Annotated in this window: 14 protein-coding genes; 3 read left to right on the top strand and 11 right to left on the bottom strand. The window is 38.0% G+C overall.

What is annotated here, in order from left to right; all coding sequences use genetic code 11:
* Positions 1-5 precede the first annotated feature (5 nt).
* Together AC07UV_RS02800 and AC07UV_RS02795 are read left to right on the top strand one after the other, a co-directional pair.
* Positions 6-884 carry a hypothetical protein gene (locus AC07UV_RS02800; protein ID WP_495182665.1) on the top strand — a complete coding sequence of 293 codons (879 nt, stop codon included), beginning with the start codon at positions 6-8 and terminating at the stop codon, positions 882-884.
* 107 nt (positions 885-991) lie between these two features.
* Positions 992-1,738 carry a WG repeat-containing protein gene (locus AC07UV_RS02795; RefSeq protein WP_495182664.1) on the top strand — a complete coding sequence of 249 codons (747 nt, stop codon included), beginning with the start codon at positions 992-994 and terminating at the stop codon, positions 1,736-1,738.
* A gap of 104 nt (positions 1,739-1,842) precedes the next feature.
* On the opposite strand, the gene AC07UV_RS02790 is transcribed toward AC07UV_RS02795, so the two are convergent.
* From AC07UV_RS02790 to AC07UV_RS02770, 5 genes are all read right to left on the bottom strand, one after another.
* On the bottom strand, positions 1,843-2,943 hold the full coding sequence (locus AC07UV_RS02790; protein WP_495182663.1) for a glutaminyl-peptide cyclotransferase: 1,101 nt from the start codon (positions 2,941-2,943) through the stop codon (positions 1,843-1,845).
* Between the two features lie 265 nt (positions 2,944-3,208).
* Entirely contained in the window at positions 3,209-4,714 is a 1,506-nt protein-coding gene (locus AC07UV_RS02785; protein WP_282253509.1) for a SusD/RagB family nutrient-binding outer membrane lipoprotein, read from the bottom strand.
* Between the two features lie 11 nt (positions 4,715-4,725).
* Complete coding sequence (locus tag AC07UV_RS02780; RefSeq protein WP_495182662.1) at positions 4,726-8,082, bottom strand: SusC/RagA family TonB-linked outer membrane protein; 3,357 nt, start codon at positions 8,080-8,082, stop codon at positions 4,726-4,728.
* A gap of 30 nt (positions 8,083-8,112) precedes the next feature.
* The gene (locus AC07UV_RS02775; RefSeq protein ID WP_282253511.1) at positions 8,113-9,141 is read right to left on the bottom strand and encodes a FecR family protein; all 1,029 of its coding nucleotides are present in this window, start codon (positions 9,139-9,141) and stop codon (positions 8,113-8,115) included.
* 44 nt (positions 9,142-9,185) lie between these two features.
* Positions 9,186-9,716, bottom strand: coding sequence for a sigma-70 family RNA polymerase sigma factor (locus AC07UV_RS02770; protein ID WP_495182661.1), 531 nt, complete (start codon positions 9,714-9,716; stop codon positions 9,186-9,188).
* Positions 9,717-9,917: 201 nt separating this feature from the next.
* On the opposite strand from AC07UV_RS02770, the gene AC07UV_RS02765 reads away from it, so the two are divergent.
* A complete protein-coding gene (locus AC07UV_RS02765) occupies positions 9,918-10,667 on the top strand; it encodes a DUF72 domain-containing protein (protein ID WP_495182660.1) in 750 nt (249 codons plus the stop codon).
* Between the two features lie 12 nt (positions 10,668-10,679).
* On the opposite strand, the gene AC07UV_RS02760 is transcribed toward AC07UV_RS02765, so the two are convergent.
* From AC07UV_RS02760 to AC07UV_RS02735, 6 genes are all read right to left on the bottom strand, one after another.
* On the bottom strand, positions 10,680-11,012 hold the full coding sequence (locus AC07UV_RS02760; RefSeq protein ID WP_282253514.1) for a hypothetical protein: 333 nt from the start codon (positions 11,010-11,012) through the stop codon (positions 10,680-10,682).
* 11 nt (positions 11,013-11,023) lie between these two features.
* Entirely contained in the window at positions 11,024-11,344 is a 321-nt protein-coding gene (locus AC07UV_RS02755) for a hypothetical protein (RefSeq protein WP_282253515.1), read from the bottom strand.
* A gap of 49 nt (positions 11,345-11,393) precedes the next feature.
* Positions 11,394-11,708, bottom strand: a complete 315-nt coding sequence (locus tag AC07UV_RS02750) for a hypothetical protein (RefSeq protein WP_223582393.1) — start codon at positions 11,706-11,708, stop codon at positions 11,394-11,396.
* Between the two features lie 359 nt (positions 11,709-12,067).
* Complete coding sequence (locus AC07UV_RS02745) at positions 12,068-13,075, bottom strand: alpha/beta fold hydrolase (protein WP_495182659.1); 1,008 nt, start codon at positions 13,073-13,075, stop codon at positions 12,068-12,070.
* A 26-nt stretch (positions 13,076-13,101) separates the two neighbouring features.
* Positions 13,102-14,157, bottom strand: coding sequence for an L-dopachrome tautomerase-related protein (locus AC07UV_RS02740; RefSeq protein ID WP_282253517.1), 1,056 nt, complete (start codon positions 14,155-14,157; stop codon positions 13,102-13,104).
* Positions 14,158-14,698: 541 nt separating this feature from the next.
* The gene (locus tag AC07UV_RS02735; RefSeq protein ID WP_495182658.1) at positions 14,699-15,844 is read right to left on the bottom strand and encodes a TlpA family protein disulfide reductase; all 1,146 of its coding nucleotides are present in this window, start codon (positions 15,842-15,844) and stop codon (positions 14,699-14,701) included.
* Between the last annotated feature and the right edge of the window lie 28 nt (positions 15,845-15,872).

Genomic DNA, 15,872 nt, shown 5'->3' with positions numbered 1-15,872 from the left:
AGCCAATGAGAACTTGCTTAACAATTGATAAGTTTTATTTAATGCTGGTTTTACTTCTACTTGTTGTATCCTGTAAAAGTAAAGCCATAAAACAAGCTATCAAGCATCCCAATCAACAGGAAACTGTACGACCCGATTGGCTAGCGCATAAGTATGATCGAGTAATGAAGATTGAGGATCGTCAGGTGACACGATTAGAAGGCAATTATCTATTGGATCTGCCATTGCAGTTTAACGCAGATTCAATAGATGTGTTTTATTTGAGCGCAAAGATCCCAATAGAACTTTTCAAGAAGTCTTCGGCGTTTTATCCTGAATTGCAAAAATTCATTCTTATTGTCCCTGATTGGAATTTTTACAGTGAAGTCAGTAAAATGGCTTCAAAAAGTGGAATGTGCGTGGAAGCAGAAACGACAAATTTTTATTACTATATCAGACGGGAAGAGGATAATGTAAAAGTTGATAGCGTCGGGCTTGGGGGACTAGAAAATCCAACGATTGATTTTGCTAAACCTATAGTGCCTGAAAACCTATTAACAGTATATTGGAAGGAAAGCTATGGTTCTGTCTGCTGCCCTCGTGATCCGATGTGGGATGTCGCCGATCAGGATAGCTCTTTTATCCGAGGTTTTGAGGAAAGAAATAAATTCAAGGTAACTACAGGGCGATATATTCAAATGCAAGGAAAAGAAGGTGAAAATAGTATATATTATACATTGCCGGGATTGACAACAGCACAGCGATTGCAATTTTTGCTTGAGAAGCGTGCACAATGGAGATTAAATAGAGAAGCCAAGAAAATGCCACTTTCAACCAAATTGTTTACACCTCAATTGCAGCAGATGATAACAACAGGTTTTAACAAGCTTGAGGAAATGCCGTAGCAGATAAGAAAATAATGTTGAGTCGAAGATTTCCGTTTTTAAAATGTATCTGTTCAAAGTATAGGGTTTATATAACATTTGATAAATAAGCATAATTTTGAAATAGTATGAGAATAAACAATCCATATAAAATTGTAGGCTTAGTGGCAACAATTGTACTTATAGGCGGCTCTTGTCAGGGACAGGAGACAACCAAAGCTGCTAAAGGAGGTGTTGAAGACACTGTTTTACCTATCGGTCAATTACAGGGAAAGTATAATGCGATAGAAGACATTTGGGAAAATCCAGATACTGCTTACGAGCAATTTATACGATTTGATGGCGAAAGTCTTGCGACTTTCCATCGGACGGATGCTAATGGAGATTTAGGAACTATTGGCATCATTGATAAAACAGGAAAGGTTATTGTACAACCCAACTATTTCAGTACTACAACAAAACCACATTTTGGCTTTTTTGAAGTACAAGATAGTAAACAACGTGTAGGGTTGGTCAATGAGAAAGGTGTGGTGGTCGTTTCGCCAGAATATGAGTCTATCTTTCTGGATGACACTCTTATGGCGATTGATAGTACGATCATCAAAGTAGCGAAAGATGGAAAGCAAGGATTTATTGATTATAACGGCGCTATTGTGGTTCCTTTTAAATATCAGGTTTTGGATATTGTGGGTAAAAATAGAATCATGTATATGGAATCACCACAGCATTGGGGATTGATGGATTACAACAGCAAAATATTAACCGATCCTGTTTTTACCTTTAGTAATATTTTTGTCGACGGAAAAATGGTGTTGCAACAGGCCGATGGCGAAGAGTATACACTCTATGAAGATGGGAAAATCGTTAAGAAATAATTGTTGTACTGAAGTAAGAAAGTGCTATTTCCAGAGCGGGAATAGCACTTTAATGAATAAACTGTCTTTATGATTGTGTACATCATAAGCTAACGAGAGATTAATTAATCCAGTAGCTGTATTTCAAATATTTTGTCCCAATTTTTTCCTGTGAGAAAAAAGGTGTTTGATTTTTTATTGTAGGCAATTCCGTTTAATACATCCAGATCAATATGTTGTGTCACATTTTCTCGTAATTTGGAAAGATCTACTAACCCCTCTATAGCACCTGTTTTTGGGTCTATGATACCCATGACATCTTCCATAAAGAAATTAGCATAAATCTTTCCTTTTACCCATTCCATTTCGTTTATCTGGTTAACGATTTTCTCATTTGTGGCAACACGGATATAATCGATTTTGGAAAAATCATTAGGATTGAGTATATAGATATTTTCTGAACCATCTGACATATACAAATTTTTACCATCCGAGGTCAACCCCCATCCTTCCATGTTTTTGAAATATGGTAGTGTTTTTATTGTCTTTAATGTTGCCACATCATAGACATAGGCAAGATTGCTTTTGTAGGTCAATTGATATAATTTCCCATTTAATATGGTGGCACCTTCGCCAAATATTGAATCGGCTAATTCGATCTTTTTGATTGGCTTTCCTGTGGTGGGATTGACAATGCGGATACTTGACTTACCTTTATTTCCACTTAACCCAACGCCATTGCCCGTACTTTCCATCAAGTTTTCTCCAAAGAACTCTAACCCTTGTGTGAAAGCTTTGATGTCATGTGGGTAAGTATTAACAATTCGGTACTTTAAAATTCGAGGTGGGTTTGATGGCAAATAGTCTATGTTTACTGTGTTTTCTTCGGATTTTCCAGCATTAAATACAACCGCCTTAATGATTTGCTTGCCAAATTTCTCTCGTGATAATCTATATGTTACTTTATTGTTTTCTGTGACTTTAGCAATCGGGTAATCATTGATATAATAAAGGATGGAATCAATTTTTACATTAGGTGTATTTGTAATCTGAAACGATAATTCTTCATTTGTTGTATAATCTTGTTTAATCCCCTCGAAGCTAAAGCTTGGATTATTTTTTGGTAAGTTATCTGGAGACGGCAATGTTGTTTTTTTACCGTTTTCTCCGCATCCTATAAAAAGAGATGCTACTGTTAGCAAAAATAGTGAAGAAGTTGTTTTCATTTTTGTAGAGCTTGAAGATAGTGGGATTTGTTTTATACTTAAAGAAAGATAAATATAATTTCAAAATAAACCTAAATCATTGCTGAAAAAGATTCATTGCGAAAAACAATTAAGCTGTTTTGCTCTAAAATAGTCTTGAAGACCTTGTTGCTGGAATTAGCTATACCAAATATGTGGGGGAATAGAATCTGGAGCAGCCGTATTTTGGTAATTAGGTTTGAGCGACACGAAATAATTTCGTGGGCTCAAACCTTTATTGTTGTTTTTATTGTTTTTTATCCCACCATACTTTGGACAAAAAGGAATCTCCGTTCTGCATTCTAGAAACAGCGTCTTTGAGATTTGTTTGATTTAATTCAGCCTCCTCGCTGGAGTAAATAGCTCGACGCGGTATCTGTCCATTGGTGGATCCCGGATTTGGACCAGGTGTCAATTTTGGATAACCAGTACGTCGCCATTCGGCAAATGCTTCCATATCTCTGCCAAATAAGCTAATCCATTTTTGAGTAGCGATTTTCTCCATCTTTTGTTCGTCTGTCAATCCATTTAGGTTGATGACATTTTGCTCATAAGATGAGGGGATGGAAGTTAAATTGTACGGAGGAAGGGCAAAGGCAGCTTTGACACCATCTGTAAAGAATGATTGCGCATTTGTACTTGTCGCACCCCAACCTAATAATGCTGCCTCGGCTTTGTAAAAACATATGTCTGAGTAGGTCATTGCATAACTTGGTATTGGAGCAAAATTCAAGCTAAACCATGTTGACTTGTTGGCCGTAGAGTAATTTGCTCTGATCAGTTGAGAAAGTTCGTTATCGGTTAATGCTACTCCAATTCCTTGGTAGGTGATAGCACCGCCTATAGTGACTGGCTCTGCAAGTAGACCTAAACGGGGATCATTATAATCCTTCAATTTATTTACCAATGTGTTGGCTAAGTATCGTAAGTCTGCGCTTCCAGTAGTCATCTGCCGTAATATAGGGTTTTGATTCTCGGCTTGGGCGTTATTGAATGTAGGAACTGCAGCATTATCGCTGTTACTTGAGATTAGCCCAACTGGAGAAGTCATTGCTTCTGTAACGGTTTTTTGCGCTAATGAGAGGTTAGCATAACGCATTCTCATGCCCAATTTTAGTTTTAAGGAGTTTCCGAATTTTTTCCATTTATCAATATTACCGCCATAGAAAAAATCGGAGGAGCCATAAGATTGATCGCCAACGGTGAGACGTGCTAAAGCTGCATCAACTTTTATGACCAGTGCGGGATAGATATCCTCTTGTTTGTCAAACTTAGGGGTTCGGTTGATCTCTCTGCTGTCTTTTGTAATTTCCGAATAGGGGATGTCTCCAAATAGATCGGTTAACCGTTGGTATAGGTAAACTTCATAAAGTTCGGTTATTGCCAGTTTACTTCTACCTTCGGGACTTTCTTCTTTGCCACTGAGCTCCTTTTTTATCTGAATGATGTTTCTGAGCAGAGTAAAATGCTGCGACCATATCAAGTTTTCTGGTCCTTCAAAATAACGCGATACAGGTACTACAGGTCCACCCGCCCAATGCTGGATCCAAGAGCCAAATTTATTGTTTGGAAGTTCTCCCGACTCCTGAAACGTACCATCCCGGAGGATTCTAGCCATAAGCAATGCGGGATCTATTGCTGTCACTGATGTTGGTGGTGTATTTATTTTTTCAAAGTCTTTTGTGCATGCGCTAAATGCTGCAATGGAGACAAGAGCGATAACAAATCTGTTTTTTATCATTTTCGTTTTCATAATTCAGTGTTTTAAAGACCAACGGTAAGGTTAATGCCAAAGGTTCTCATCATAGGTAGGGAAGTGGATTCAATCCCTATGGAGCTATTGTTTACATTGAAAGCAGAAGCTTCTGGAGAAAAACCATCTGTTTTTCGTTGGAAATAGAATAAGTTTCTACCGTATAGACCCAATTTCAATGAATTGATCACGCGATGTGGCATCAGATTTTTCGGGAATGAATAGGAGAGACTGATTTCGCGCATTGCAATATAACTCATATCATTAATCATTTCCTCAGATACCATGACTTCTTTGTCACTAGCTACCATATTCCAATAATCCTGAGCATTCACCTGTTTGCTGTTTTTTGTTCCTGTGCTTGTCCAATTGCCTGCGCCATCTTGTTGTGCAACCATCCCATCAGCGACATAACTACCCTCACGTCCCTGTAACGTTTTTTTGCTCGTACCATAAATTATTTGTTCTCGATTGGACTGTGAGAAGATCACTCCCCCTTGACGAATATCAACAAGCGCGTATAAGTTGAACCCTTTGTATTTTAATGTGTTGCCGAAACCGCCTATCCAATTTGGCTGCGCATTTCCAAGATCTGTTTCCACCCTTCCGGCGGTACGTAAAGGGAGCCCTGTAGTTGGATCAATTAATCGATTTCCATTTTCATCCTTAATCCATGCAAATTGGGTCCCAATAAGCTGACCGAATGGCTTTCCTACTTCGGCGACAACGTTGATTCCTCTATCCGTTGCCAAAAGGAAACTTTCTACACCAGGGTAAAGCGATTCAACCTTGTTGCGGTTTCTATTAAAGTTAAACGTTGTATTCCATTCAAATCCTGATTCGGTTTTGAAGGGAGTGGCGCCTAGTACAAATTCGATCCCTCTGTTACTGATTTCTCCGGCATTGATGCGATTTTTCACGTAAAGACTTGATGGCGCAATCGGTACATCTAGAATCTGATTTTTTGTTTTCGCCTGATAGTAAGTAAAGGATAGCGAAAGTCTATTCTTTAAAAACCTGAGATCTGCACCAGCCTCTATAGACGTGGTCAATTCATTCTTTAAGTTGGGATCAGGGATAATTTCAGTATATGAAGCCATCGGTACACCGCCGTGTGTATATTGATTAAGACTATACGCACCCGTTAATTGGTAGGGGTTTCCGGAGCTACCTGCCTGTGCCCAAGAAGCTCGGATCTTGGCGAAAGACAGCGCATCTGACTGCCATTTGAATGCATCAGATAGCACAAAACTGGAACTTATCGAAGGGTAGAAAAACGAATTGTTATTTTTGGATAATGTAGAAGACCAGTCATTGCGCGCCGAAAAGTCGACAAACCAATAATCTTTATAGCTAAATTGGCCTGAGAGGTATACCGAATTGATTTTTGACTCGATAAGATCGAATATATAGGTATTCGTAGTGGTATTATTGATGACAAAGAGATTAGGTACGATAAACTGATTACCAGCGTTTCCTGTCATTCGCAGATATCGACTTTGATGACTTGCCCCCATATTGGCGCTGAGCTTAATGTTATCCGATAAAGTGAAATTAGAGCTGGCAAGGATATCAAAATTATCTTCACGGGATCGGATAACTTCTTCTCTGATATCGCCTTTTCTGTTTAAGCTCTGATAGGTATTGATCGGTCTATATCGGAATCGCTGATCGGTATAGAAATCAGTTCCTCCTGTCGCTGCTACTTTGAGCCAGGGAGCGAAGTCATAGCTTAGGCGGAGTAATCCAATGATGCGATCGCGGCGATCTTCGTTGTGATTTTCGTGGATTGTCCAAAATGGATTGGCCGTGGAACTATTCGTTGCGTAAGTTTTTTCCAGACCCTCCGTTAAGCCGGAAAAACCAAGCTGCCTGCTTATTTCCTGTGCCGTCCACTTATATTGGGACATGATATCATTCCCTAGGCTTCGTGGTTGACTAATAAATAAATAGGCAGGATTATCGGCTGCATCAGCTAATGTTGGTCTATTGTTTCCTTTTTGAGCGATGTAATTTGCTTTTACATCAATATGAAGTTTGTCCGTAATTTTTGCCTGTGTGCGTAAACCAAAATTATTCCTTTTTAAAGTATTGGTGGGGATATATCCGTTCACATCTGTATTGGCAAAAGAAAAACGATAGTTTATTTTTTCATTTCCGCCGTCTATGCTTAAGTTATTGACAAATTGTTTTTCGGTTTGAAAAAAAGATGCATAGGTATCAGGTTTAGGTGTTAGTTGCAGTACATTTCCATAGGCATCTTCATACGTTTGCCCCTCCATTTTGGCTCCCCAGCTGGAACGTGTTGTACGGTCCCGGCCTGCACTCATTTTTGGGATACCACTGTAACCATTTTTTATGGCATCACTCATGGAAACGATGGTTCCGTCGTCTTTTCGGAAGTGAGTAAATGTGCCGTTAAGTCCTTGACCATATTCATTTTGAAAATCGGGGAGTACTAAACCATTTCCAAAGGAATAGTCTGTACCATAGCTGAAACGTGTTTTACCGGCTTTTCCCGATTTTGTTGTAATCAGAATGACACCGTTGCTGCCTCTTTGACCGTATAGTGCTGCGGCATTGGGCCCTTTAAGGACGGACATGGTCTCAATATCTTCGGGGTTAATATTACCAATACCGTCGCCATAATCTGTTCCACCGGATTGGTTTGGTGCTGAAATGTTTTGATTATCAATCGGTACACCATCGACTACGTAAAGCGGTTGACTATTACCAACAAGTGAGTTGTTACCACGAATAACGACTTTTGAAGATCCTCCAGCACCGGAAGCGGCACGGCTTACTTGCACACCTGCAACCTTTCCCGAAAGTGCATTCGCAACATTTGTTTCTTTACCTTGTGTCAATTCATCTCCTTTTAACTCCGCAACAGTATAGCCAAGGGCTTTTTTCTCCTTTTTAATACCTAGTGCAGTCACAACTACTTCCTGTAGGTTTTCCGATACCGATTCCAGACTGACATTGATGGCAAGCTTATCTCTTTCAGAGATGTTGTAGTCTGTCAGTTCCTTGGTTTTAAATCCGATGGAGGAAATGGTAATCTGGTATCCTTGACCAGCTGGGATCTGATCAAAAGAAAAGGTACCATCTGCAGCGCTAGTCGTTGCCCTTTTGAATTTGTTACCCGCATTCTGGATAGTAACTGTTGCGGAGTATATGGGCTTACCCGCTTCGTCGCGAATGACGCCGTTGATCGCTGCCTGCTGTTGTGCATTAACGATTTGATAACTAGTTGCCAAAAGGCCCATTAGTCCAAGACGTAAACCCCAGTTTACATCAGCACGGATATTGGTTCTTAGCATAAACATGGTTAGTAGGCCATGTTTGGAAGGTAAATAATTGTGCATAATTTATGGATTAAATAAGTAAATTATATTTTAATTCTGTACAGTTATAGTAATGTGGTGGAGTTCTTGTATATCTGATAGTATTTTTCGGAAGACGGATGGATCATTTTCATAGGTGCCACTGTAATATTTGTCTTCGATAGCTTCGGAATCAAATTCAAGTTTGATATTATAGTTTTGACTTATAATATGTAGTAGATCTTTAAGGGCTAAATTTTTGAAGATTAGTGTGTTTTGTTTTTCGGAATAAAAACCTCTTCTGTTGAATTTGGAAAAATTCATCCGTTCTTCGGCGATAATTTGAAGTTGTCTATGATCGATGGTTATTTCTTCATTTGGTATAAATTCAAGGAGCAGAGGAGGGGATCCTGTTTTATTTTTTAGACTCTTTAATTGGATACGTCCTTCAAATAATTTGACTTTTGTTTGTGAAGATTTTAGCTCATCTACGCTGAATATTGTACCTAATGCGGTTGTTGTTAAACCAGCGGTATGCACACTAAACGGTCTTGACTTATCTTTGGCAACAACAAACTTTGCCTTTCCTTTTAAATGAATATCACGGGTAGACAGCGAAGAAAAATTATCTGCAAATTTAACTTCCGAATTAGGATAAAGTTCAATTTCTGATCCATCAGGAACATCTATCTGCATCGGCGAATTGCCAGAATTAATATAATAGAAGTTGCTTGGGGATTCCAATTTCGGAGTTTGTTTTTTTGGGGCAGAAGTAATCGTAGGGATATTTGTTGTTGTCTTCCAATATTGAAAAGATTCCCAGCCTAGTGTTCCGACAAGTAAAAGTATCGCAGCATACTTCAGTAGGGCATAGATTTGTTGTTTTGTATCCCTTATCATAATTTTTTTGATCAGGGATTGTTTGATTGAGTCATGCTGTTCAAAAGCTGCATGTTCTTCTATATTGTGCCATTCACTTGCTGGAAGCCAATCATCCAAATTTAGTTGGTTATTATCCAGTGCATTTTGAACCGCTTTAACTTCTTCGGTATTTGCTTCTCCGCGGAGATATTTTTCAACGAGTTCTTTCGTAATCTTCATACATATTGATTACGATTGAAAATAGGATATCCCCCAAAGGAAAATTAAAAAAGATTTAGCATCAGTATGGAGAGCAATAATGCTTTTCTGATCGCTTTTAAGGCAAGGGTAATTTGGTTTTCTACTGTCTTGGATGATATGGAGAGTTTATCCGCTATTTGTTTATGGGATAGATTGGAATAGCGGCTCAACATAAAGATCTGTTTTCGCTTTTCGGGTAATTGATTAATTATATGTTGTAATGTAGTTTCAAGCTGTTTGGCATAGTAATCATCTTGTGGGGAATAGCGCTGAATGAGCTCATTTTCTGTTTGAAGAAGTTTCTTTCTATTATATTCTTCTTTGATTAGATCCAAAATTGTTGTCCTTGCAATACAAAAGATCTGAGATTCTACAGTAGCGTCAATATTCTTTTCATTTAAGTTTTTCCAAAGCTTAATAAATACACGCTGTACAGTTTCTTCGGCTAAATAAGAGGATCTGGTTTTATTGAACGCATATTGGTATACTTTGGTACTCCATTGATCATAGTATCCTTCAAATGTTTGGATATGTAGCAAATAATTGATTCCCATAGTGTAGACTTGGAATCTCTAATATAGCTAAACTAAATGATTTAAGATAAATTTGGACAGCGTTTTTCTAATAGCCAAAACGTTAGTGTGATGAGACTTGTTTCTAAAGAAATCTGCAGTATAACATTTTTACATTTCTCATCATGTTGAAATATTATTTGAAGGCTGAACTATTGCCCTAGTTTCAATTGTTATAGCGTTATGAAGGTTCTATATTTTTCAGGTACAAGCGGAATTCTGTTGCCCTACAGGAACAAAAGCTATTATCCCAAAGATTTAAAGGATAGGAGCAGGCTTGCTGTATATAGTCTGTTGTTCAATTCTTTGGAGGTAAATAGCACGTTTTACAAGATACCCCGCAAGGAGACTGTCGAACGATGGTCTCAGGAAACAAGCGATAGCTTTCGTTTTACTTTTAAGCTTTGGAAGGGAATTACTCATCAAAAGGATTTAATTTTTGAACCAAGCGATGTTATTAAATTTTTGGATATTATTAATAGTGTTGATAAGAAGAAGGGGTGTTTGTTGATACAATTACCTCCATCAACCAAATTTTCCTCATTGACCAATTTAGATAAGCTTTTAAGATGTATGGCAACTGATAAACGAAGTTTGGATTGGCAAGTATGCATTGAGTTTCGTCATCAGTCCTGGTATCGCATGGAAACAATGGCACTGTTAAATTCTTATGGTATGAATTTGGTATTACACGATAAAGATGGTGGCGGAATAAACATACAGTACACCGGTAGTGATATGATTTATATACGCTTTCATGGACCAAAAGGTGATTATAAGGGAAGCTATGAAGATGCCGTATTATATGAATATAGTGGTTATATCAAAGAATGGCTAGCTGAAGGAAAAGAGGTTTATGTTTATTTTAACAATACCATCGGCGCTGCTATTGCCAATCTCAGAACATTAGAAGAATATATTAAAAGATTATAATATATGGATTGTTTAAAAGATACTCCCACGAATATATTCTTTCCCCATATAACCATCCCAGTTTTCATGGTCACGCATAATGTGGTGATAGACTGTGGCTAGAGCCTGCATCTTAGTGAATAAAGGAATGCCTTTTCGGATACAGTCATAGTCTGTGTAAATCCCGTTGCAATCATTCCATTGAAGCCACTGGAGCAATTCTTGTCGTTCCATAAGTGAGAGTCTATCAAAAAGTGTTTTATCTTTTAAATCTAGCAGCTGATAGCGCCAATCCTTTCGTTGCGACTCCATTGCGATGATTTTGGGTAATTGATAACCGATAATCTGTTTGATGAAAGATTCCATAGTTTGAGCAATTAATTGTTAAACATAAGTTGTATTGGACCATTCGAAATGCTATTAAACTGCTTTTTTGTATGATTGCGCAATATCTCTCTATAGGTATACTCTACGGCTTTTGATTTGCAAAGAGGTTTTACACTATTTTCCATACATTTACTGTCAGTGTAGTTGCCTTTTGGGTTATGCCATTGCAGCCAATCAACTAGTACCTCCCGATCCATCACTTCAAGTCGTTGAAGTAAACCATTTATTTCACTTTCTTTAAGTTGTTCACGCCAATCGGACCATATAGATCGTGATGTGAATTCTCTGTTTGCTTTGAATTTATTTTCCATCGTGTTTTTATACCTTTTTGTAGGACTTTATGTAGACTATCAACTTTATTTAAACTACCAGCTTACTTATAATCGCGTTACCAAGTTTACTTTTCATAAATAACGCAATCTGTTGGAGTAGTTCAGGGCTAACTTCGGGGACTCTTTCCAAGTCTCGAATAAACCATTTTTGAATCACAGGATAATGCTTAAGAACTGGATCAAATTTTACGACTTCAGCCCTAGATGATTTACCTTCAGGATCGTAATATGACCAAAGTACAATAAAGATTGTATGGGGATCCTCATCCGGATAGGGGGTGTGGAAGCGAACAATATCGCCAACATGTAATTCCTTATTGTCAAATCCTTTTGCCTGTTCCATAAAGACCTTGTCTAAAATTGATATTCAAATACACTAAAAATATTAGTTTTATAAAATTTTGTTTAAATTTTTTGCTAAATATATTGTTGGTTAGGGTTAGAGCGATCTAGCTTTATTTCTATTGGCGGGAAACTTAATGATAAAAAAAGAATTTTCTTATCTATTTGATCGGTAGTTGTTTGTGTTTTTAAATGGACAATAAGCAGTTTGTGCAACTACTTGTCTTTCGTCGAACGTATGACATCTTGTAGCAAAAGTGTTTGAAAAGATAATGTTTGGCGGGAATACTTCTCATTATTCAACAATAATATACAGAAGATTTTTTTGTTGAGTCCCCTTAGGCGGAGGAAATGATGCTATCAGTCTTTCAGAAATGAAACAAGGGGTGTGATAAATCGGTCGAAAGCTTCAATATGGGGCAGATGTCCAACGTTGTCGAGTTCGACGAGTTTTGATCCTTGGATTTTTTGTCGTGTTTCCTTCCCTAAATATTGATACAGTCCCATTTTTGCGGCTACTTTAGGATCTTTTATGTTGGCTTTACCGATCGCAGTTCTATCTCGCGTACCGATGATGAGCAGTGTGGGTGTTTTTATATACTGAAATTCATAAACAACAGGTTGGGTAAAGATCATGTCTGATGTTTTGGCATTTACCATGGCAACGATGGAATAATCCTTAGCTTTTGTCCAGCCTGTAAGTAGGTACACCCATTCATCGTATTCCGGCTTCCATTTGTTGTCGTAATAGAATCTGCTTTGGTACTTTTTTGCAGATTCATATCCCGTTTTTAATTCCGTTTGAAAATTTTGGTCGATGGAAGTATAAGGTGCGACAAGTTTCCAGTCTTCCAGCCCAATGGGATTTTCTAAAACAAGTTTTTCCACAGTTTCGGGATACATTAATGTAAATCTCGTTGCAAGCATCCCACCCATAGAGTGACCAAGTAAGGCGACCTTATCAAGTCCCAACTTGTCTAAAAGCAATTTTGTATTTTGCGCTAGCTGCTGAAAAGTAAACTGATAAGCTGTGGGTTTCGAAGATTTACCAAATCCAATCTGATCAGGTATTATAACGCGATACCCAGCCGAATTTAGCGCCTGAATGGTTGTTTTCCAGTATGCTCCGTTGAAATTTTTGCCGTGGAGTAGTAACACGGTGTGACCATTCGGTTGTTGCGAGCTGACATCCATATAGGCCATTTTTATTTCTTCACCCTGACTCTTTAAATTTAAGTAATGTACTTCATAAGGGTATTGATAATTATTGAGCATAATATCCAGTACAGGGCGATCTGTCTGTGCGTTTGATAACGAATAGACGAGACTGAGCAGTACAAGAGCAAGCTGTTTTATCAATGATTTCATTTATGTGTTTTTTTAAGTATACATCATCACTTTGGCAACTTTATTTTATAAACCTGATAGGGTAATTCAACTCGGTCTATGCCATTGTTCCATTGCGGATCTCTGGATAGTTGTGCGCATGAAAAGTAAAGATAACCATTACCATCTATACCCAAAGAATCTGGCCATAACAATCTGGGGTCCTGTGTCAATAAATGAATTTGTCCATCTGGACTCAAGTATTTAATACTGTAATCCATTGAGGTCGTCAGATAAATATTACCGTTCCGATCGGCAAGTAAGCCATGTGTGACGCCTACATTTCCCATGTCTTCTACTTTTCCTTGCAGGGCTGATTGGGATAGTGTATCATCAGCAAGGTACTTTGTAGCAATGCGGTATAAGTTCTTTTTATTAATTGGTTTAAAATAGAAATAATTAAAGTCATGACTTAGCGCTATCCCGTTAACGTGAGAGAGAAAGGGGTTACCGTCCTTATAGCGCATGTCTATGCCGGAATAGGAAATGACAACTTGCGGATCAGCTAATGTGAAGGAGCTTTTTTCCAGTACTTTTCTACTATTTCCTGATTGAAGATCAAGAACAATTATTGCGGCCTGACCAGGATCGGAAAGATAAGCTAGATTTTTTTCGAGGTCAATGCGTACATCGTTCAAACCTGATTTCGCTTTGTCAAGATCTTCAAATGTATAGATACGTGCTATTTGATTAATTTTTGTATCGATTTTAAGGAGTTTGAATTGTCCGGTAGGAGATGCACCATCTGGGCCGAAAATAGACCCAGAGGTTGATGGTTTAGAGTCTAATACCCATAAGTTGTCCTGTGCATCCACAAAGATGTCCTGAACGTTTACAAAATGTGAGCGCTCGTCTCCTTGACTATTCCAAGCTTCATTAGGATAGGGGGTGCTTTTACCATCAATGATTTCAGTAAGGGCGTACCGGTAATCTTTGTTTTGTTTAGGAAATGATACGAATAATCTATTTGTCGAAGTTGCGCTGACGCCTATGGGACGGTGGGCCCCAAAAGATGCCGCGACTTCTAGTTTCGGATCTAGAGCGAGTTTTTCTTGTGCTTGCATTGTAGAGCATAATAGATGAGCGAATAGGAAATAAAATAAAAGTCTTTTGAACATATTTGGTATTTATTTGAGATCTGATGACGGTGCTGAATGAATTGTGAAAACCAGTATTCTATTTTATAACTTCTTTTTTACTGTTATTGTTTTATATGATATTATTATATAAGGGGAGGATAGTCCCGTTAGTCCAGATAGAATGGATCAGATTTTTCATCCTGATCAGGCGTTAGCATTTGGGTATTGGAAAGACTAGGGTATCGGTTCGCCGCGAGGGATAAGGAAAGGCGCGAATTCTATTGCGGGGATAGCTTTTGGTGAAAATGGTATTGCTACGTTGGGATCCTCTGCTAGTTACGGTCTCTTGGTAAAAGAAATACTTGATTTTTTTAATACGGGGAGAAGGCTGGTGCAAGCGGCGGCATTAGAGATATTCCGCTTTATGGTGGCTGCACAATGTAGTAAGAAGTCAAATCAGTACGAATCCTCAATGATATATAGTTTTAACATGCCCCGCTATTTTCTACAGCGGGGCATATTTTCATTATTTGGTTAATTTGACGCCAAATACGGATTCAAGTTTTTCCTCCATCGGTCCACCGCCATTTTCGTCGGATCCTACGCTACTAAATACAATTTTTCCGTCCGGATCAATTAGATATGCGGTAGGAATTCCGCTGACAAAAAAAGCCGATTTTGATAAATTTGTTTTGTCGTGTAGTTGTGGCCATGGATTATTTTCTTCTTTTACCGCTTTCTTCCAGTCGTCAAGCTTTGCGTCAATGGAGATATTGATAATTTCGAAGTTCTGACCCTTTAGCTGTTGATAAACCGATCTGAGCCTAGGAAATGAGATTCGACATGGACCGCACCAAGAAGCCCAAAAGTCGATCAATACATATTTTCCTTTGAGCTTATTGAACGAAAAATCATTTCCGGTGGTATCGGGAAGAACGAAGTTCGCTACAGTAGATCCTATACTGGATCTTTTTTTGCTATTGATTTTTTCATCTACCTGTTTGGCTGCTTTAGTTTCTTTGATCAGAGGAGATAATTTGGAAAAATAGCTTTCTAATTGTGGGAGAGAGAGACTGCTGACCACTCCTAACAGCATAAAGGGCGCATCGGATCCATTAGGATCAAAATATTTTGTAAATAGCGAGTCATTTAATTGTGTTTGACGCTTATAATAATAGTCAATTGCATTATCATAATTGGTAGCTCCTTCTTTCAGAGCATCTTCACCAAATTTAGCTGTTATTTCTTCTCCGATCTTATCAGTAGCGGATTTTTTAGCTTTGGAATAATTAAAATATGCAACTGAACGAGCGGGGCCATTTATTTGAGCTGAAAAGAGATCTTTGCCAAGTTCAAAATCAAGATTCAATGTTCCTGATTTTTCGATAAACAATGGAAATGGGGAATAACCACCTTTTGTTTTGATGTCATATTGAAGGTAAATATATCTTATGTCAGGAAAATCGGATTTAATAAGCATTTGATACTCGCCATTTGAACTGATTTCTGCAGAATCTTGAGACTGATGGCTGTATACATATATTTTATTAAATCCTTTTGTGTCGCCAGTCACTTTTCCTTTTATTTTCAGATCGATCTGAGCAAATAGGGTATTAAATGAGAAGAAAAATAGTGCCACAAGGACTGTTATTATTATATTTTTAGATTTCATGATAAAGTTTAAATTTTAATGTACGATT

Source organism: Sphingobacterium sp. GW821-FHT03E03, assembly GCF_059420745.1.
The sequence above is the reverse complement of the archived record's forward strand: the minus strand, read 5'-3'. Positions and strand labels throughout refer to the sequence as shown.